A 19,316-nucleotide genomic window follows, 5' to 3' on the forward strand; every position below is an offset into this window, starting at 1 on the left:
CTATGGGAGAGGTCCATGGCTTACCGGTGCGTATCTGCCCGGCTGGCGAAGCATCTGTGCCGTTCTGGGGCTGGCTTTCACCGGCTGCATCTCCATGCAGGGGCTGGCCAAGGCACAGGACAGCAACAGGAAAACCGCCGTTCTGGAGCTCTACACCAGCCAGGGCTGCAAGTCCTGCCCCCCGGCTGACCAGAATTTCGCGAAATATGCCGACGATCCCAATGTTCTGGCACTGTCGTTCCACGTCAATTACTGGGATTATATGGGCTGGCGCGACACGCTTGCCACCCAGGAGAATACCGACCGGCAGAATGCCTATCGCAATTCCTTCAATGCCCGCATGATCTATACGCCACAGGCCATCATCAACGGCACGGCGGAAGTGAATGGCCGCGACAGCGGCAGCCTTCGCACACAGGTCGGGGCCAAAACGCTGGATGTCCCGGTTTCGATCGCACAGCTCAATGACGGGCGCCTGTCCATCGACATCGGCGCCGGCGAAAAACCGAAAGCCCCGGTGCATGTGGTGCTGTTCTATTTCCGCGATTCGGTGACTATCCCGATCACGGAGGGCGAAAATGCCGGTCAGACCGTCACCTATCGCAACACGGTCCACGACACCACTACGATCGGCATGTGGGATGGCAAGCCGCTGAAAATCGAGATCCCGGCTTCGGAGCTGAAGCGCAAGGATGTTTCGGGCTGCGCGGTGGTGCTTCAGGAAACCCGCGACGACAACACGCTCGGCCCCATCCATGGCGCGGCCATGTTCAAGCAGCCGAAACCTGTCAGTCTCTGAGCGCAGGGGCGCGCAAAGAGGTGCGCATTGTGCGGTTGAACGAAAACATTTCGGGGTGATTGTCGCCGTGACGCCCGGCGAATGTTGCAAGCTGGAAAAGTTGGTTCGGTTCAGGCCGTCCTTTGGGCGGGGGGCTTGGGGTCGGACGTACCTGAACCGAACCGTCTCAGGCAACGTGTAGATGCTGAAGCCATAATCAGGCTGGAATGCGAAGCTGACAAGGCGAAAATGTGGCCGGCAATCACCATTGCAAACAGGCATTCTCTTTTCGTGATTACTAATATAAAGCCCGCATCCCTATTTGTTGGAGGCTTTTCCGGGTGGAAACCACGGTTGAAATCCGGCATCCACAGCCTCCCCTTGAAATTGTTTCACAAAAGCATCACCCTGTTGTCATGCACCGGCTCGGTTCGCGGCATCGTTGACGGCGAATACCGATATGGTCGCGCGCTGTTTGTTTTCGCGCCTGTCCGGCTGGGCTTGCGCTCTGCAAAAGGCTGAAAGGAAGGCAATGGATACGTCAAGCGCAGCGAATGAGGATTTGTCATCCCCGTCTCCCTCGTCTGCTTCGCCGAAGGTCGTTCCTCTCGACCGTGCCCGACCGGCTCCCGTCAGTTTCAACCGGCATGAACTCGGCAAGATCCTGAACATCTATGGCCGCATGGTCGCCTCCGGCGCGTGGCGTGATTATGCCATCGATCATCTGGCTGACCGCGCCGTGTTTTCCATCTTTCGCCGCGCAAGCGAGATGCCGCTTTTCCGCATCGAAAAGAATCCGAAACTGGCGCAGAAACAGGGCGCCTATTCGGTCATCGCCGCAAGCGGGCTCATCATGAAGCGCGGCCATGAGCTGGAGCGCGTGCTGCGCGTGTTCGACAAGAGCCTCAAGCTCGTGGAAAGCTGATCCTTCGTTGCATTGTGTATCATGAAAGCGGCGGTGTTCCCGGTTCCGTTGAACGCCCGCCATTGAGCGGCAATTGCATCAGCACCGTGTCCAGCCAGCGTCCGTGCTTGAAGCCCGAACCCTCGATGCGGCCGCAATGGGTAAAGCCCAGGCTTTCATGCAGCTTCACCGAACCGATATTGTGCTCGCCGTCGCCGATCACCGCCAGCAACTGGCGAAACCCCAGGGCGGAAATCCGCGCGATGAGTTCGCGCAGCAGAAGCTTGCCAATGCCCTGCCCCTTCGCGTCGGGGGCGATATAGATCGAATCCTCCGCAAGCCAGCGATAGGCTGGCCGGACGCGGAAATAGCTCGCATAGGCATAGCCGAGAATCCGACCCCCATCCTCCGCGACGAGGATCGGAAAGCCCTGCTCCGCAAATGCCGCAAAACGCTTTGCCATTTCGTCCATTGTCGGCGGCTCGATTTCATAGGAGCCGGCGCCGGTCAGCACGGCTTCCCTATAGATGGCGGTGATGGTTTGGATATCGGCAGGCTGGAAATCACGAATGACGGGCATGGAAGGAACCGGAAAATGAGTTCAAACATTTCCAACATGCATCATGAAACGGCCGGACAAAAGCAAAAAGGGCAGCGTTTCCGCTGCCCTTTGTCCGGTCCGGTTCCGGCCTGATTATTCACGGTTGCCCATGAATTGCAGCAGGAACATGAACATGTTGATGAAGTCGAGATAGAGACGCAGCGCGCCCATCACGATCTTGCGGCCCTGCGTGTCGGCAGCGTCGCCTTCATAGTACATTTCCTTGATCGACTGCGTGTCGTAGGCGGTGAGGCCCGCGAAGATCAGGACGCCGATCACCGAGATTGCGAACTGCAACGCGGTGGAGCCGAGGAAAATATTGACGACCGAAGCGAGGATGAGGCCGAAAAGACCCATCATCAGGAACGAGCCCATGGCGGACAGGTCGCGCTTGGTCGTGTAACCATAGAGCGACAGTGCGCCGAAGGATGCAGCCGTCACGAAGAAGGTGCGCACGATGCTCTGGCCCGTGAAGACGATGAAGATCGACGAGAGCGACAGGCCCACGAGCGCCGCATAGCCCCAGAAGATCGCCTGTGCCGCGCCGACGGAAAGGTTCTGGATGCGGAAGCTCAGGAAGAACACTGCCGCCAGCGGAGCGAGCATGATGACCCAGCGCAGCGGGCTTGCGAAAAGAAGCTGCTGGAAAGCCGGGTTGGACTGGGCGAGCGCGGCCGTGCCGAATGCGGCAAGGCCGGTAACGGCCAGGCCGATAGCCATCATGTTATAGACGCCAAGCATATAGCTGCGCAGGCCCTGGTCGATGCCTGCATCGGCGCGAGCGCCGCCTACCGGCCTCTGCTGCGCCTGAATATTGCGAAAGTCAGCCATGACTTAAATCCTTTTGCCATGTCCCGTCCGGTGTCGGGGCGGTCAAAAGGCCGATCCGCCGCCAGGCGCCGCTGGCGGGACCCCAGCATGCCTGCCTGACATTATGGGGATTTCAACCCTCCCGTACAAGTACCACCTGTAAAAAAACGTGATGCCCGCAATGGCCTTCCGAAACGCATTCCCCATGCGATCCAAAGGGTTAAGCCTTACATTACAAAAGTTTCATACGGTTCTGAGCACGTAAGCGGGCTTCTGGCCGAGAACGCGCCATGTCCCCGCGAGGCCGAAACCGACCGTCAGCACCAGCGCTATGGCAAGGGTCATCAGGGCGACATTGGGCAGGAAATGCGCTTTCAGCTTCATGATTTCCACCACGACATACCAGCCCGCAACACTGCCCGCGACGAGCGCGAAAAGCGCTGTCGCAAGGCCAAGCAGCAAATATTCCAGCACATAGGCCATAATCAGCGTGCGGCGCGTGGCGCCCAGCGTCTTCAGCACCACCGCATCATGGACACGCGCGCGATTGCCCGCCGCAAGCGCCCCGCCCAGCACCAGAACAGAAGCGGCGAGCGCAATGGAAGCGGCAGCGCGAATGGCGGTGGCAAGCTGGCCGATGAGATCATTGACGACATCGAGCGCATCGGTCACGCTGACGGTCGTGACCGCGGGCCATGTCTTCGTGACCTGCCGCAGCACATCGGGCGCAAGGTTTTTCTGACTGTCGGGAATGGTGAGCGTCGCAAGCCACGTCGCGGGCGCACCGGCAAAAGTGTTTGGCGAGAACACCATGACAAAATTCATCGCCAGTGTTTCCCACTGCACCTGGCGGAAGCTTGCGATCTTCGCGGTGATGTTGCGGCCAAGCACATTGACCGTCACCGTATCGCCGAGCTTGAGGCCCAGCTCCTTGCCCTCGCGTTCCGCAAAGGAGACCAGCGGTTCGCCGCTATAGTCGGCTGGCCACCATTCGCCTTCGCTGAGCGTCGAATTATCCGGCACCTTGTCGGCAAATGTGATGCCGCGGTCGCCGCGCAGCACCCAGGCTGCTTCCGGCGGAATTTTCATGTCGCGCACATTGGTGCCATTGAAGGCAACGATACGCCCGCGCAGCATCGGGCCGGAGGTGAGCTTGCCGTCCGGCACGATGCCGCCGACCAGCCGGGTGAAATCGGCGATGTCGCGGTTCTGGATATCGACGAAGAAGAAATCGGGCGCCTGTGCCGGAATGTTTTCCGTCACCTGGCGGCGCAGATTGCCGTCGATCAGCGCGATTGCCACCATCAGCGTGAGGCCAAGGCCAAGCGAAAGCACCACGGAGGGCGTGAGCGCGCCGGGGCGATGAATATTGCCGATAGCAAGCCGCAGCGCTGTCGAACGCACGCGCGGGACCCGGCGGGCAAGCCAGCGGATGCCGTCGGCCACAAGCCGCAGCACGCCGAAGGCTGCAATGGCCGAGACGATGAAGATGGCCGCGATGCGCCGGTCGTAAGCCACATAGAGCGCCAGCCCGGCCAATGCGGCGATCAGCAGCACCGCAAGGCCGAGATAAAGCAGCGGCGGCAGGCCGCGCTGCTCAAAACCCTGTTCGCGGAACAGCGCCGTCGCCGGAATATCCCGCGCCCGGCCCAACGGAATGATGGCGAAGGCAAGCGTGGTGATGAGGCCGAAGACAGCGGCAAGCGCCAGCGCGCCGGGGAAGAAACCGCCGCCACCGGCGACCGGCAGATAATCGGCAAGCGCCATTGCTGCGGCATAGGGAATGATCGCCGCCAGTATCAGCCCGAGAACAATGCCGATCAGGCCGATCACCATGATCTGCGTGAGATAGACCAGCACGGCGAAACGCGCGGGCGCGCCGAGCGACTTGAAGGTCGCGATCACGCCGCGCTTGCCGTCGAGATAGGCGCGCACCGCATTGGCGACGCCGACGCCGCCGACGATCAGGGCTGTCAGGCCCACCAGCGTCAGGAATTGCGAGAAGCGCTCGATATTGGCGCTCAGCGCCGGCGCGGCATTGGCGCGGGAGCGGATATTCCAGCCCGCATCGGGAAAAGCGGCGGCGGCCTGACGCCTGACTTCGGCAATTGCCGAATCCGGCGCGCCATCCGGCAGGGCGACCTTGTAGATATGATCGACAAGGCTTCCGGGCTGGATGAGGCCGGAAGCCTTGAGGCCATCCAGCGACACCAGGAAGCGCGGCGCGAAATTGAAGCCCGCTGACAGGAGGTCCGGTTCGCTCTCGATCAGGCCGCGCAGTTCAAAGGCCTGCGAACCGAGCAGAACCTTTGCACCCAGCGACAGGCCCATCCGGTCCAGAAAATCCTGTGTCACGGCAGCGCCGTAGACACCGCCCCTCTCGGCCATCATATCGGCCAGGGATTGCTGCGGCTCGACCTTCAATTGACCATAGAGCGGATAGGCCGCATCGACCGCCTTCACCTCGACCAGCGACTGGTCGGAACCATCCGGCATGCGCGCCATGGAGCGCATGGTGGCGCTTTGCGCCATTTTGCCCTGTTTTTCGATGAAGGCGCGCTCTTCCACCGTGGCTTCGCGCTGATTGAGCGCAAAACTGACATCGCCGCCCAGAATGCTCTGGCCTTGCGAGGCGATGCCGGTGCTGACCGACCGCGCGACCGAATTGACGCCGCCAATAGCGGCAACGCCAAGCGCGATACAGGCGAGGAAAATATAGAAACCGGCAAGCCCGCCGCGCATTTCGCGCAGCGCAAAGCGGAGGGCAAGCGCGAAAGACCTTGCCGCACTCATGTGCCAGCCGCCAGCGACCGGAGAACGGAACCATCCCGTGCAGGCTCCTCGATCCGGCCCGAGCGGACCGGAATTTCGATGTCGCAGCGCGCCGCAAGTGCCGGATCATGCGTGACAAGCACCATGGTCAGGCCATTCTCGCGCTGCTTGGCGAACAGAAGATCGGCAATCTGGCGGCCCGTCGCGGTGTCGAGATTGCCGGTCGGCTCGTCCGCGATCAGGATTTTGGGGCTCGGCGCAAGCGCGCGGGCAATCGCCACGCGCTGCTGTTCGCCGCCGGAAAGCTCAGACGGATAATGGGTGAGGCGCTCGCCAAGGCCGACGGCGCGCAATTCGCGTTCCGCCACGTCGAATGCATCGCGGCGACCGGCAAGCTCCAGCGGCACGGCGACATTTTCAAGCGCGGTCATATTGGGAATGAGGTGAAAGGACTGGAACACGATGCCGATATTGGCGCCGCGGAAAGCGGCGGCCTGATCCTCGCCCATCCGGCTGATCGTTTGGCCTGCGATCTTCACAGTTCCGTTATCGACATGTTCCAGACCGGCCAGAACCATCAGAAGCGTGGATTTTCCCGAACCGGACGGGCCGACGATGCCGACCGACTGGCCCTGCGCTATCTGAAGGGAAACACCCTTCAGCACATGCACCAGCGAGGCGGCGTGCCCAAGGGTCAGGTGGACATTCTCCAGTTCGATAATCGGGCCAACAAGCTGTTCCGTCACGCGGTTTTTATCCTATATGAATAACAGCGCGCCACAAATTTGAACTTATGTTGCGCCAATCATTGTAGAGAAGTCCGGCGGGCCATTTGCCCACAGCCCCTCAAATATGGGTTTTCGACAATGCGTTTCAAACTCTCAATTCCGGCATGGCTCCCGATTTTTGCGGCGATTGCGTCTTTCACGGCGGCAAGTCCCATCATGACGGCGAGCGCACAGGAAGAGCCGACCGGCCTTGAAGACGCATTGCCGACCGAGCAGCTGTCGCAGGTCCGGATCGTCGGCCTCGGCGACAGCCTGATGGCGGGCTATCGCCTGCCGGCCAATGCCGCCTTTCCGCAGCAGCTTGAAAAGGCGCTGGACGACAAGGGATACGAAGTCTCCATCGAGAATGCGGGCGTATCCGGCGATACGACCACGGGCGGGCTGTCGCGCATCGACTGGTCGGTCCCCGACGGCACCGACCTCGTGATCCTGGAACTGGGCGCCAATGACGCGCTGCGCGGCATCGAACCCGACATTACCGAGAAAAATCTCGACGACATGCTGGCGCGCCTCAAGCAGCGCGGCATTTCGGTCATTCTTGCCGGCATGATGGCCCCGCCCAACATGGGCAAGGATTATGCCGCCAAATTCAACCCGATCTATCCGAAGCTGGCACAGAAATATGGCGTGCCGCTCTACCCGTTTTTCCTCGACGGCGTAGCAACCAGAAAGGATTTTCTGCTCGAGGACGGAATGCACCCCAATGAAAAGGGCGTCGAAACGATGGTGTCCAACTTCATGCCCACTATCGAAAAGAGCCTGACGAACATGCAAAACAAGGGGACATCGGGAGGCTGACGCCGGCCGGGAGCATAAACAGCTTGCCCCCGGTATAAAACTTTGATTCGCTCAAGCTGCATCGGCAAATATCGAATCATCTTCGATGGAACGATGCACTGACTCTCTGGGTTGGAGCGTCTTTCACGCATCCAGTCGGATGCAGGCGCTCTGACAGGGAACGCTTCGAGGAGGATGCCTTATGCCGCGTCTTTTCACTGCCCTCGAAATCCCGCGCGACGCCGCGCTTTCGCTCTCGTTGTTGCGAGGCGGCCTTCCCGGCGCACGCTGGATCGATGTCGAAAACTACCACATAACGCTGCGTTTTATCGGAGATGTGGAAGGCCACGTGGCCGACGAGGTTGCCAATGCGCTTGACCGCGTGCGGCGGCCCGAATTCATGCTCAACCTGTCGGGTGTCCATGCTTTCGGCTCCAAGAAGCCGCACAGCATCTATGCGGGTGTATCCCCCTCGCCTGAACTCAACGCATTGCAGGCGGAAATCGAACGGATCTGCCAGCGGCTGCACATTCCAGCCGACCCGCGCAAGTTCACGCCGCATGTGACACTGGCGCGGCTCAGAAACGCCCGCATCGACGATGTGGCGCGCTATCTGTCCTCACGCGGCAACTTCGCGACGCTGCCCTTCAAGGTGGGACGGTTCGTGCTGATGTCGTCACGCGATTCCGTCGGCGGCGGACCTTATATCGTGGAGGAAGCCTGGCCTCTGGTCTCCGTGTCCCGTTCCGGCCAGAACTGGTCGGCAAGCGCGATGGAAGCTGCCAGAACCATCCGGTAAACCGTTTCGAAATCCCCGGTCCCGCCATAATAGGGATCGGGGATTTCAACCGCCCGCCCTTCGGCGATCTCGGTGAAAAGCCCGATATGCGCGCTTGCATTTGCAGGCTGTCGCCCGGCGATCATCCGCATATTGTAGCGGTCCATCCCGAGGATCAGGTCAAAACGGCTGAAATCACCTGCGATCAGCTGGCGGCAGCGCTGCGCGGAAATGTCGAGGCCATGCCGCGCCGCGACGCGGATGGAACGCTCGTCCGGCTCCTCGCCGGTATGATAGCCGTTGGTTCCCGCAGAATCGACCAGCACATGGCGGATGCCGCGCTTTTCCAGCACATGGCCCATCACGCCTTCGGCAAGCGGAGAACGGCAGATATTGCCTGCACAAACGAAAAGAATGCTTGTTGGAACTGACACCGTCACGGAACTCTCGCGCTTATGGTAGGTTATCTCAGGAACCGCAACATAGGCGAAAGACGATGGCACGCAACCGGCTGACGGAAAGTGAACTCAACGAAGCGCTCAAGGAACTGGATGGCTGGCAGAAGGTCGAGGGGCGTGAGGCGATTGCCAAAAGCTTCAGGTTCAAGGATTTCAATGCCGCCTTCGGCTTCATGACGCGCGCGGCACTTCACGCGGAAAAGCTCGACCATCACCCCGAATGGTTCAATGTCTATAACCGTGTCGATGTCACGCTTGTCACCCATAGCGAGAACGGCATTACCGAGCTCGACATCGGGCTTGCCCGCAGGATGAACGCCCTGGCCTGAATTCAAAGCTTTGAGATATATACGTAAATCTTCCGGCGATCATAGTTGAAGCTGCCGTCGGGATTGCGGCTCGAATAGGGAAGAACGCGGGTCAGGTTGGTGCGATCCTGCCAGTTCTGCCCGAGTTTTCCGCCATGGACGCCGCGTATATAGACATCGCCAAGCGAAATGGCGGCATGGAAGATGTGCCCGGCCTGAACGTCGTAAAAGCCGATTGCCTGCCCGAAAGGCAGCGCCGAATAGCCGTTCCATTGTTCGCCTGCCCTGAAATTCAGGATCGGTATCCAGTTCTGGCCGGATGTGCCACGCAGCGTGTTGAGCGAAATTCCGGCGCCGAAGAGAAACCGCAGATAGACGGCGGCGTCATAACAACCGGCATCGAACAGGTCGATGGCGACATGATCGTCTTCGCTGGCGGCGGCAAGCAGCTGGTTGCCGCGAAACAGCCGTGTTGAACGGTCGCTGCGGATGAAGTTCTCCCCATAGCCGGTCAAATGCATCGAAACCTCCATTCATGCGGCATCGCTCCGGCGTGGAAGCGAGCTGGTCGAATCTGTATTTTGGGGATTTGACGGGGGCATTGTAGCTGATGGTTCTTGCAGGATCGGGCTGCGGGCCAATCGAAGCGGACTTGCAAGGACGGCGCGAACTCCCCATTTTATCCGGTCGTAGCCGCATTCGACAATGACAATCGGACGGCAGGAGTTGAACGAGAATGGATGACGTCAGAATCGGTGAAATCCTCGAACCCGGCAGCGAGAGCGAATTCAAGAAGCGCAGCGAACGGGTGAAGAACGGTTTCTGGAAGGCCGCGCGCCGCGCCGGTCGCATGGTGCCGTTCATGGATGAGGTGGTCGCCGCCTATTACTGCGCGCTCGACCAGAAGACGCCGACCCGCGTGCGCATGACGCTGATGGCAGCGCTCGCCTATTTTGTCCTGCCGTTCGACGCCATTCCCGATATTCTGGCGGGCATCGGCTTCACGGACGATGTTGCCGTGCTGATGGCGGCGCTGACCGCCGTTCGCGTCCACATCACGCCCGCGCACCGGCTGGCCGCGCGGCAGGCGCTCGAGGATGAAGTAGGGCAGTAGGGCAGTAGGGCAGTAGGGCAGTAGGGCAGTAGGGCAGTAGGGCAGTAGGGCAGTAGGGCAGTAGGGCAGTAGGGCAGTAGGGCAGTGAAGGTTATGGTGGTTGCGGTCATGCGCAACCAAAATATACTCCCCTACTCCCTTATTCCCCTATTCCCTTAACATACTGCCCTACTGCCCTACTGCCTTATTGCCTTAACCGACTGCCTTACTGACGCCGCTTTCTTTTCATTCAACTGAACCAGGGATGGCGGGGCGATTTGGCTGCTTATTCAAGTTTTATTTCGAAACTTCACCGTTTGGTAACCCAGATTAAGGCAATTTAATCGGCAACTGAGCGGGACGGCGTGATGAACGGCGGCATCCCGATATTCAAGTTTGAAGCAAACGAAAGAGAACCGGTAAAAACCAATGCTTGGAAAATCGATCGTCGCGGCTTCTGTGTTCATGATTGGGATGGCGGGCTCGGCACTCGCCCAGACCCCGAGCCAGATCAGCCAGTTCAACGCCTGGGGCGCCTACAGCTATCAGTCGGGTAACGGCAAGGTCTGCTACGTCCTCTCCGTACCGACCGAAAAGGCCCCGGCCAATGTCGATCACGGTGACAACTTCTTCCTCGTGAGCCAGAAACCCGGACAGAACATCTCGTTCGAACCGCAGTTCATGGCCGGTTACGACCTCAACCCCAATGCCAAGGTCATCGTCACCATCGGCAACCGCAGCTTCAACATGTTCGTCAACGGCAAGTCCGGCTGGATGGAAAATGCAGCCGAAGAGCCCCAGCTCATCGCGGCCATGCGCGGCGGTTCCGACATGAAGGTGCAGGCACAGTCCAAGCGCGGCACCAAGACCAGCTATACCTATTCGCTCAAAGGCATTTCCGCAGCACTGGCCGCGATCCAGAAGTGCAAATAATCCACAAGACTGAAAGATTTGAGCTTTCAAAGCCGGGCGCCAAGCCCGGCTTTTGCTTTTGAACTGCATATATGCATGGCAGACCGGATTTCATGTGGGATGACGAATGCGTTATTGTGTGCTAAGAGCGCGCGCAACAGGGCTCGCATCGCATATGGAAAGATGATCGATCCCATATATCCATGCAATCGGCCCAGATAATCTGGAAGCTTTATTGGCGCGCGGGATCGTGGTCGCCCTCCAACAGTTGAAAACAGATGTCCATTTCGTTCGACCTTACCATTGATGATACGCGCGACCAGCTTGCCCGCCATGCGCGCGCCAGCCTGGAGGCAAAGCCGTCGCTCATCGGCCTATCGCGCGAGGAAATGGCTGAAGCGCTGATCAAGGTCGGCGTGCCCGAGCGTCAGGTGAAGATGCGCATCAGCCAGCTCTGGCACTGGCTCTATGTGCGCGGCGTTTCCGATTTCGCCGATATGCGCAATATTTCCAAGGACCTGCGCGCCCTTCTGGCGCAGCATTTCACCATTCAGCGCCCCGAAGTGGTCGAGGAACAGATCTCGCAGGACGGCACCCGCAAGTGGCTGTTCCGCTTTCCGCCGCGCGGCGCCGGTCGTCCGGTCGAAATCGAAAGCGTCTATATTCCCGAGGAAGGCCGCGGAACGCTGTGCATTTCCTCTCAGGTCGGCTGCACGCTCACCTGTTCCTTCTGCCATACCGGCACGCAGAAACTGGTGCGCAACCTGACCTCGGAAGAAATTCTGGCGCAGCTTTTGACCGCCCGCGACCGGCTTGGCGATTTTCCGGACAAGGATACGCCCGACGGCGCCATGGTTCCCGCCGAAGGCCGCAAGATCACCAATATCGTGATGATGGGCATGGGCGAGCCGCTCTATAATTTCGAGGAAGTGAAGAAGGCCCTGCTGATCGCCTCCGATGGCGACGGCCTGTCCCTTTCCAAGCGCCGCATCACGCTGTCGACCTCCGGCGTCGTGCCGGAAATCTATCGCACCGGCGACGAGATCGGCGTCATGCTCGCCATTTCGCTGCATGCCGTGCGCGACGAATTGCGCGACATCCTGGTGCCGATCAACAAGAAATATCCGCTGGCTGAGCTCATCAAGGCCTGCCGCGAATATCCCGGCCTGTCGAACGCCAAGCGCATCACCTTCGAATATGTGATGCTGAAGGACATCAATGACAGCCTGGAAGATGCAAAGCTTCTCGTGAAGCTGCTGCAGGGCATTCCGGCCAAGATCAACCTGATCCCGTTCAACCCGTGGCCCGGCACCAACTACCAGTGCTCGGATTGGGAGCAGATCGAGAAATTTGCCGATTATGTCAACGCGGCCGGCTATGCCTCGCCGATCCGCACCCCGCGCGGCCGCGATATTCTCGCCGCCTGCGGTCAGCTGAAATCGGAATCCGAGCGCCTGCGCAAGAGCGAGCGTCTCGCCCTCGAAGCCATGATGATTGCCGGGCATGGTGAATAATAGGGCGATTAATTGGGCGAATAAACCGATGGGTGAGCGCGCTTGAACGATACTTTCGACTACATAACGCGCTTCGTCATCGTGGTATTCGGCTATTGCTGCGGCGTCCTGGTGTCAGGCTGGTTTTTGGCCGCAGTCCTGTTCCGCACCCTCGGGGTCGATTCTATCATGAATGACGTCGTCATGATGGCGAGCGATATGGATACCGGTGCGCTTTTTGCGGCCACAAGCTTCTGGGGCGCCGTCTTCGTCGGCGGTTTCGTGCTTGCGGCAATGGCTGGCGGGTTCAGCTTCGTGCCTGCGCTCATCCTCATCATTCTGGCGGAAGCGCGCGGCTACAAATCATCGCTGTTCTATTGCGGCGCGGGCGCCCTGATCGGGCTTGCCGCCGCAGGCGCATCGCTTCCATTCAATGACGGCCGCAGCGTGCCGGAAAGTTCGCTCTGGATCGCAGCCATTGCAGGCGCCGGCGTCGTCGGCAGCTTCGTCTACTGGCTGCTGGCGGGCCGCAATGCCGGGCGGCTTCTGTCCCGCCCGGAAGAATAGGGTTTTATTTCGCCTGTGCGGTGATGATCTTCAGCGCGAAGGCCGAGAATACGCCCGCAAACATCCAGTCCACGATGCGTGTCACGGTCGGGTTCTTTTTCAGAAGCCCGGCAAACTTGTCCGCCGCCAGCACCATCGGAACGGTGAAGGGCAGCGCCAACGGAATGAACGACAGGCCGAGGAAGAACAGTTTGCCCATGGCATGGGGGTCATGCGCGGAGACAAACTGCGGCAGGAAGGTCATGTTGAACAGGATGATCTTCGGGTTGAGAAGATTGATGCCGAGCCCCGTCAGCCAGTTCTGGAACAGCGTGTGCTTCCTGCCGCCATTCTTTTCGGGCGAGAAGGCCGATCCCTTGCGGATCGCCTGCACGGCCAGCCAGACCAGATAGCCCGCCCCCACCATTTTCAGCACCGTAAAGGCCGCGGGAGACGCCAGAATGAGCGCCGAAAGACCGAGCGCCACCATGCTGGTGTGAATGACGATGCCGGTATTGGCGCCGGCCATGCAGGCAAATCCCGCCGCCTTGCCTTCGGACAGGGCGCGGCCTACGAAAAGCGTCATGTCGGGGCCGGGCGTGATGGAAAGGATCGCGGTTGCTATCGCGAACTGGACAAAAATCGTCCATTCGGGAATGAAGGTCAGGTTTGTCAGAAAAGACATCGAAATGTGCTCCAGGAGATGGCGCACGCTAGAATAAAATTTTCACAATTGAAACTGGCCAACAGTCGAATGGAGACAGAAATGCTGCTGATCGTGGGAACCGTCCGCTTGCCGCCGGAAAACCGCGCCAAGGCGCGCGCGGCCATGCAGTGCATGATTTCGGCCAGTCGCGAGGAAGATGGCTGTGTGGACTATTTCTATGCCGAAGACGTGCTCGAACCGGGGCTCATCCATGTGAAGGAGATGTGGCGCGACCGTGCCGCGCTCGACCGGCATTTCGCCTCCGCCCATATTGCCGAATGGCGCGCGGCATGGCCCGGGCTTGGCATCGGCGACCGCAATCTGGTGGTTTACGAAGTCGGCGAACCGCAGATCACGTAATAAGCATGAGTTTTAGCGACAAGTCTCGGCTTGCACGCGGCTTGGCAACTGATAAAAGACTTGCGGATATATCTGTTGGAGTTCCCGCTCCAACCGCACCGCATCAGACGGAAGTGAACTATGAGCAAGTGGAAAGACGTTAAGAAAGTCGTTCTCGCCTATTCGGGCGGCCTCGACACCTCGATCATCCTGAAATGGCTTCAGACGGAACTGGGCGCGGAAGTCGTGACCTTCACCGCCGATCTCGGCCAGGGCGAGGAACTTGAACCGGCCCGCCGGAAGGCGGAAATGCTGGGCATCAAGGAAATCTTCATCGAGGACGTGCGCGAGGAATTCGTGCGCGATTTCGTCTTCCCGATGTTCCGCGCCAATGCCGTCTATGAAGGCGTCTATCTGCTCGGCACCTCGATTGCCCGCCCGCTGATCTCCAAACATCTGATCGACATCGCCAGGAAGACCGGCGCCGATGCCATCGCGCATGGCGCCACCGGCAAGGGCAACGACCAGGTTCGCTTCGAGCTTTCGGCCTATGCGCTGAACCCGGACATCAAGATCATCGCCCCATGGCGCGACTGGTCGTTCAAGAGCCGCACGCATCTGCTCGAATTCGCCGAGCAGCACCAGATTCCGGTTGCCAAGGACAAAAAGGGCGAAGCGCCGTTCTCCGTCGACGCCAACCTGCTGCACTCCTCATCCGAGGGCAAAGTGCTGGAAGACCCCGCGCAGGAAGCGCCGGAATATGTGCATATGCGCACCATTTCGCCGGAAACCGCGCCCGACAAGGCAACGATCATCAAGATCGGCTTTGAAAAGGGCGATGCCGTTTCCATCAATGGCGAGCGCCTGTCGCCTGCGACCCTTCTTGCCAAGCTCAACGATTACGGTCGCGACAATGGCATCGGCCGTCTCGACCTCGTGGAAAACCGCTTCGTCGGCATGAAGTCGCGCGGCGTCTACGAAACGCCGGGCGGCACGATCCTGCTCGCCGCACACCGCGCCATCGAATCGATCACGCTCGACCGCGGTGCGGCGCACCTGAAAGACGAGCTGATGCCGCGCTATGCGGAGCTGATCTATTACGGCTTCTGGTTCTCGCCGGAACGCGAAATGCTGCAAGCGGCCATCGACCACAGCCAGCGCCATGTCGAAGGCGAAGTCACGCTCAAGCTCTACAAGGGCAATGTGATGGTGATCGGCCGCGAGTCCGACAAGTCGCTCTATTCCGACAAGCTCGTCACCTTCGAGGACGATCAGGGCGCCTACGACCAGAAGGACGCAGCAGGCTTCATCAAGCTCAATGCGCTGCGCCTGCGCACGCTTGCGGCGCGCGATCGCAAATAAGCTACGAACCGCCTATATTATGAAAAACGCCCTTCCGGTTTTCCGGGAGGGCGTTTTTTTTAATACGGGCATTGCTCCTTACAGTCGGCCCGTTCAGATCGCTGCAAGCGCCTGGGAGAGCCCCTGAAGCGGCGCAAGAAACGAAATCCGGCTGGATTGGCCCTGCCTGTCGGGGACATCATAGGAAATCTCCGGCATGTTTCCCTTCGCAATATAGACACGCATGCGCGGCCCTACCGGCAGATAGGAAAGGCAGATATTCCGGTCACATCCCGTGGTCTGGATCTTGATGGGCGCCGTCTTGTCACGGAAATCAAGCTGAATGTCTTTCCCCTGCCCGACCATGGATGGAACCCGGACAATCATGAAAGGCTGCCCTGTTTCCGTTGCGGCCAATGACCAGCTCAATACCGTTATGCCCGTCTCATGAACGACTGTCTGGCTGATGTTGCAGACCCGCTTTTTGGCTTTCAGGTTTTCATCGCAGATCTGCGTCCAGTTCTGAAAAGGCCGGATGATGCGGCGATATTGCCCCACCGGCACGCCATCAGGAATGGTTACATCCCCAGGCTTAACCGCAAAACCGGGTGTCATTGCAACGGCTTGCGACTGCGGCGGCTGTTGCGGCGGGCGGCCCTGTTTTCCCTTCTGCCCGGCGGCAACGCCGCCGGGCAGAAAGACCAGAATCAGGCAGGACAAGACCAAAAACATCCTGCCGATCCGATATGTCGCAAGCATTGGCGTGCGATCCTAGTTGAAGGTATAGCTCAGGCCGACACCAGCGCCGACCTTGCCGCCTGCGGTGGTCATCGAGGCATTGGTCCGGAACTTGGAGTCCAGGCTGGTATAGCCAAACCCCATTGCAAATGCACCTTCTCCGCGCCAGAAGCCGCCGCCAACAGCCGCGCTGAGCTTGCCGGGGCGTTCATCATAGCGAAGGGAAGCCGCAGCAAGACCGATCGCTGCCGCCTGGCGGGCTTCCGAACGAACGTCGCCAATATCGCCACGCAGCCCTGCAATATCCTGATTGAGGGCGTCAATCTTCCCATCGGTATAGCTGTTGGCCTGACCGAGGGTTTGAATGGCCACATCGTCGGTATATTGCTTGGCATCAGCGAGCGTTTTTGTCGAGGCTGCTTCCATTTGCCCGACGTTTACAGCGTCGTTTTGCTTCACGCCGGCAGCAACATTCGACAGGACCACAGGCGCATTCGGATCTCCACCCTGCAAGGTGACGGAGTTGGCCCGCTTCCCGTCAGGCGTTGTGTCATATCTGATGCCGTTCTGGCTGATATCCGCAACGTTCGACTGCAGGTTTCCGATTGCCTGATTGGTGGCATATATCTGCGAGCCGTTGACAGCATCGGTTGAATCCGCAGCAATCCGCCCGGCAGCTACATTCGTAATGGTGCGTTCAGCCCCCTTGTCGCCGACCGATACGGTGCCGACCGGCGCGTCTCCGGAGAATGCATAACGCTGTCCGTTGATCGTTGTGCCGGTGGTCGCAACCACTTCCGCAGTCTTTGATCCCGCTCCCAGCGCGACACTATTGGCATCGGAAGCCACGGCATTGCGCCCCATTGCCACGCTGTCCGTTGCGGACGCAACACTGTCAGGCCCGACAGCGATGGAATTTTCCCCCGTAGCCCGACTGTCGGCCCCGGTTGAGTTGGCGTGGAAATACTTGATCCCGCCCCCGTCGCTGATGCCCGACACCTGCTGCTTGAGTGCGGTGAGGTTATCATCCACGGCGCTGAAGCTATCATAGATCGTTTGATGCTGTGTGCCCTGGATCACATAGCTTGGCCCACGAATCTTTCCATCCGCGTCAATGGCAGCATCGCCGCCAAGCTGATCGGTTATGCTTTTGGCGACGTTATGCAATTGGGAACCGTTGATCGCATCGTCGGAATTTGCGTCTACGCTGCCCGCTGCCACATGGGACACTTTCTTGTTTCCCGCATCAATTCCGCCCGCCAGCACGCTTGGGCCGCTGGCAATCGTCAGACCGTTCGCATTCAGCGTGCTTGCACCGGCCGTCAGGCTGTCAATGGAAACATTCTTGGCGAGATCGAAAGCCAATTTGGGCCCTGTTTGCGTCAGAACGATATTTCCGTCGCCATTGCTCATATCCACGGTCGTGTTGGGCGCTATGTTGCTGGCATCCCCGCCGTTCGCCGACAGGTTCCAGCCCGCCCCCGCCTGCTGCCTTAGGGTATAAAGCTGCGAACCGTTGACCGCATCCGTGGATGATGCCGATATATCGCCATCGGCAACATTTGTGATCTTGCTGGAGGAGGCGCCATTGTGAGCAGCGCTAAACGCCGACGCGTCGGCATTCCACTGCAAACTATTGGCTTGCAATGTGGCGATGGAGGTTCCCTGCGTTGTGACTTTTCCGTCCAGCGTCTTGATATTATCGTTGGTGTCAAAAAGCTGGGAACCGTTGACCGCATCACTGGAATTTGCATCCACAAGACCCTTTGCCACATGGGACACTTTCTTGTTTCCCGCATCAATTCCGCCCGCCAGCACGCTGGGACCGCCGGCAATCATCAGGCCATTCGCATTCAGCGTGCTTGCACCGGCCGTCAGGCTGTCAATGGAAACATCCTTGGCGAGATCGAAAGCCAGTTTGGGCCCTGTTTGCGTCAGAACGATATTTCCGTCGCCATTGCTCATATCCACGGTCGTGTCGGGCGCTATCTTGGTGGTGTTCTTGCCATTCGCCGACAGGTTCCAGCCCCCAGAACCCGTCTTTTGGCTTATGGCATAGAGCTGTGAACCATTGACGGCATCCGTGGACGATGCCGATATAGCGCCATCGGCAACATTTGTGATCTTGCTGGAGGAGGTGCCATTGTGAGCAGCACTATATGCCGACGCAGTGGAATTCCATTGCAAACTGCCGGTTTGCAATGCCATGATGGAGGTTCCCTGCGTTTTGACTGTCGCACCCAGCGTGTCGATAGACTGGTTGGTGGCAAAAAGCTGTGAGCCGTTAACCCCGTCCGTAGAGGTCGCAGTCAGACGGCCCGCAGCGAGATTCGTCAAGGTGCGTTCATTATTAGCCGTCCCGATCGACACCGTGGCAATCGGCTTGGCGCCAGCAAAGTTATACTGCTTGCCATTGATGGTGGTGCTTGTCGTCGCGACTGCTTGTGCAGTTACCGATTTCGCCCCCAGCGCAACGTCGTTCTTATTGACAGCTTTGGACGTATCACCAATTGCAACCGAGCTAGCTCCTCCAGAAACAGCGGTTGGGCCGAGCGCGGTGCTTCCATAGCCTGATGCATTTGCCTTCCCACCAAGCGCGGCTGCCCAGCTAGAGGCATTTGAATTCCCACCGATTGCTATTGCGGTATCACCTGCAGCTTTTGCTGTCGTTCCAATCGCAATGGCATCTGAGCCGGAGGCAAGAGTGGGGTTGTTTCCGGCTCCTATGGCCAATGCTCTCAGGCCGGATTGACCGTCGAGCGTTGCCAGGGAACCGATTCTCATCCCCTTGTTCGCATCCCCTCCCCCAAGGCCAAACCTTCCACTATTGACAAACAATTCCCCACCGAGGGTCAGCGAACGTGAGCCGCTGCTATCATTATTGCCATAGAAGAGAACCCGATCCGTCTGCGTGGCCTTGTCCGTAGGCACACATTTTATAGTCGCTGCACCAAGCTCTCCAGTGGACGGTATTCCCAAATCATTATTCATATTTACCGTAGCGGTATTCTTTCCACCGGGGCTAAGATTTCCGCTATAAGTTCCCATTATAGTCTTATTGGCTGCATCGTATGTCCAGATGCAGCCGTTGTCAGTGCCGTCATTTATGAATATACCAGGCGCCGCATAACCTTCATTAATTCCATAAAAGCCAAATATAAATGTACTTAATAC

General features: G+C 59.0%; 21 protein-coding genes. 12 read left to right on the forward strand and 9 right to left on the reverse strand.

What is annotated here, in order from left to right; translation table 11 throughout:
* Positions 1-64 precede the first annotated feature (64 nt).
* The 3 genes from AVM02_RS16685 (at position 65) to AVM02_RS16695 (ending at position 1,703) form a co-directional block, all read left to right on the forward strand.
* Entirely contained in the window at positions 65-799 is a 735-nt protein-coding gene (locus tag AVM02_RS16685; RefSeq protein ID WP_411508062.1) for a DUF1223 domain-containing protein, read from the forward strand.
* Positions 800-880: 81 nt separating this feature from the next.
* On the forward strand, positions 881-1,300 hold the full coding sequence (locus tag AVM02_RS16690; protein ID WP_411508035.1) for a hypothetical protein: 420 nt from the start codon (positions 881-883) through the stop codon (positions 1,298-1,300).
* Positions 1,301-1,310: 10 nt separating this feature from the next.
* Positions 1,311-1,703, forward strand: a complete 393-nt coding sequence (locus tag AVM02_RS16695) for a DUF2794 domain-containing protein (protein ID WP_411508036.1) — start codon at positions 1,311-1,313, stop codon at positions 1,701-1,703.
* Between the two features lie 19 nt (positions 1,704-1,722).
* Here the strand turns inward: AVM02_RS16695 and AVM02_RS16700 are convergent, their stop codons facing one another.
* From AVM02_RS16700 to AVM02_RS16715, 4 genes are all read right to left on the reverse strand, one after another.
* Positions 1,723-2,262, reverse strand: coding sequence for an N-acetyltransferase family protein (locus AVM02_RS16700; protein WP_411508037.1), 540 nt, complete (start codon positions 2,260-2,262; stop codon positions 1,723-1,725).
* A 114-nt stretch (positions 2,263-2,376) separates the two neighbouring features.
* The gene (locus tag AVM02_RS16705; RefSeq protein WP_411508038.1) at positions 2,377-3,114 is read right to left on the reverse strand and encodes a Bax inhibitor-1/YccA family protein; all 738 of its coding nucleotides are present in this window, start codon (positions 3,112-3,114) and stop codon (positions 2,377-2,379) included.
* A 222-nt stretch (positions 3,115-3,336) separates the two neighbouring features.
* Positions 3,337-5,886, reverse strand: coding sequence for an ABC transporter permease (locus AVM02_RS16710; protein ID WP_411508039.1), 2,550 nt, complete (start codon positions 5,884-5,886; stop codon positions 3,337-3,339).
* On the reverse strand, positions 5,883-6,611 hold the full coding sequence (locus AVM02_RS16715; RefSeq protein WP_411508040.1) for an ABC transporter ATP-binding protein: 729 nt from the start codon (positions 6,609-6,611) through the stop codon (positions 5,883-5,885). The genes AVM02_RS16710 and AVM02_RS16715 overlap by 4 nt, the downstream gene beginning before the upstream one ends.
* Positions 6,612-6,731: 120 nt before the next feature.
* On the opposite strand from AVM02_RS16715, the gene AVM02_RS16720 reads away from it, so the two are divergent.
* Positions 6,732-7,451, forward strand: a complete 720-nt coding sequence (locus AVM02_RS16720) for an arylesterase (RefSeq protein ID WP_411508041.1) — start codon at positions 6,732-6,734, stop codon at positions 7,449-7,451.
* Between the two features lie 181 nt (positions 7,452-7,632).
* Entirely contained in the window at positions 7,633-8,229 is a 597-nt protein-coding gene (gene thpR / locus AVM02_RS16725) for an RNA 2',3'-cyclic phosphodiesterase (RefSeq protein WP_411508042.1), read from the forward strand.
* Here the strand turns inward: thpR and AVM02_RS16730 are convergent.
* Entirely contained in the window at positions 8,133-8,648 is a 516-nt protein-coding gene (locus AVM02_RS16730) for a low molecular weight protein-tyrosine-phosphatase (protein WP_411508043.1), read from the reverse strand. The genes thpR and AVM02_RS16730 overlap by 97 nt on opposite strands.
* Positions 8,649-8,704: 56 nt before the next feature.
* Here AVM02_RS16730 and AVM02_RS16735 point away from each other — a divergent pair, with 56 nt between their 5' ends.
* The gene (locus AVM02_RS16735; protein ID WP_411508044.1) at positions 8,705-8,995 is read left to right on the forward strand and encodes a 4a-hydroxytetrahydrobiopterin dehydratase; all 291 of its coding nucleotides are present in this window, start codon (positions 8,705-8,707) and stop codon (positions 8,993-8,995) included.
* A gap of 2 nt (positions 8,996-8,997) precedes the next feature.
* On the opposite strand, the gene AVM02_RS16740 is transcribed toward AVM02_RS16735, so the two are convergent.
* Positions 8,998-9,495: a hypothetical protein gene (locus tag AVM02_RS16740; protein WP_411508045.1), complete on the reverse strand. Its 498-nt coding sequence runs from the start codon at positions 9,493-9,495 to the stop codon at positions 8,998-9,000.
* Positions 9,496-9,710: 215 nt separating this feature from the next.
* Here AVM02_RS16740 and AVM02_RS16745 point away from each other — a divergent pair, with 215 nt between their 5' ends.
* The 4 genes from AVM02_RS16745 (at position 9,711) to AVM02_RS16760 (ending at position 13,039) form a co-directional block, all read left to right on the forward strand.
* The gene (locus AVM02_RS16745) at positions 9,711-10,088 is read left to right on the forward strand and encodes a YkvA family protein (RefSeq protein WP_411508046.1); all 378 of its coding nucleotides are present in this window, start codon (positions 9,711-9,713) and stop codon (positions 10,086-10,088) included.
* 408 nt (positions 10,089-10,496) lie between these two features.
* Positions 10,497-11,000, forward strand: a complete 504-nt coding sequence (locus tag AVM02_RS16750) for an invasion associated locus B family protein (protein ID WP_411508047.1) — start codon at positions 10,497-10,499, stop codon at positions 10,998-11,000.
* Positions 11,001-11,257: 257 nt separating this feature from the next.
* A complete protein-coding gene (gene rlmN, locus AVM02_RS16755; protein WP_411508048.1) occupies positions 11,258-12,493 on the forward strand; it encodes a 23S rRNA (adenine(2503)-C(2))-methyltransferase RlmN in 1,236 nt (411 codons plus the stop codon).
* 42 nt (positions 12,494-12,535) lie between these two features.
* Entirely contained in the window at positions 12,536-13,039 is a 504-nt protein-coding gene (locus tag AVM02_RS16760) for a hypothetical protein (protein WP_411508049.1), read from the forward strand.
* 4 nt (positions 13,040-13,043) lie between these two features.
* Here the strand turns inward: AVM02_RS16760 and AVM02_RS16765 are convergent, their stop codons facing one another.
* Positions 13,044-13,703 (reverse strand): LysE family translocator, encoded by a 660-nt coding sequence (locus tag AVM02_RS16765; RefSeq protein WP_411508050.1) that lies wholly within the window; start codon positions 13,701-13,703, stop codon positions 13,044-13,046.
* A gap of 81 nt (positions 13,704-13,784) precedes the next feature.
* Between AVM02_RS16765 and AVM02_RS16770 the strand changes: the two genes are divergently transcribed.
* The gene (locus AVM02_RS16770; RefSeq protein WP_411508051.1) at positions 13,785-14,084 is read left to right on the forward strand and encodes a putative quinol monooxygenase; all 300 of its coding nucleotides are present in this window, start codon (positions 13,785-13,787) and stop codon (positions 14,082-14,084) included.
* Between the two features lie 120 nt (positions 14,085-14,204).
* Positions 14,205-15,425, forward strand: a complete 1,221-nt coding sequence (locus AVM02_RS16775) for an argininosuccinate synthase (RefSeq protein ID WP_411508052.1) — start codon at positions 14,205-14,207, stop codon at positions 15,423-15,425.
* A 93-nt stretch (positions 15,426-15,518) separates the two neighbouring features.
* On the opposite strand, the gene AVM02_RS16780 is transcribed toward AVM02_RS16775, so the two are convergent.
* Both AVM02_RS16780 and AVM02_RS16785 read right to left on the reverse strand, forming a co-directional pair.
* Positions 15,519-16,124: an invasion associated locus B family protein gene (locus AVM02_RS16780; protein WP_411508053.1), complete on the reverse strand. Its 606-nt coding sequence runs from the start codon at positions 16,122-16,124 to the stop codon at positions 15,519-15,521.
* A 51-nt stretch (positions 16,125-16,175) separates the two neighbouring features.
* Positions 16,176-19,316: YadA-like family protein (locus AVM02_RS16785; RefSeq protein ID WP_411508054.1), on the reverse strand; the 3,141-nt coding region annotated here is incomplete at its 5' end.

The sequence above is a fragment of the Brucella anthropi genome, from assembly GCF_046630315.1.
GTDB lineage: Bacteria > Pseudomonadota > Alphaproteobacteria > Rhizobiales > Rhizobiaceae > Brucella > Brucella anthropi_A.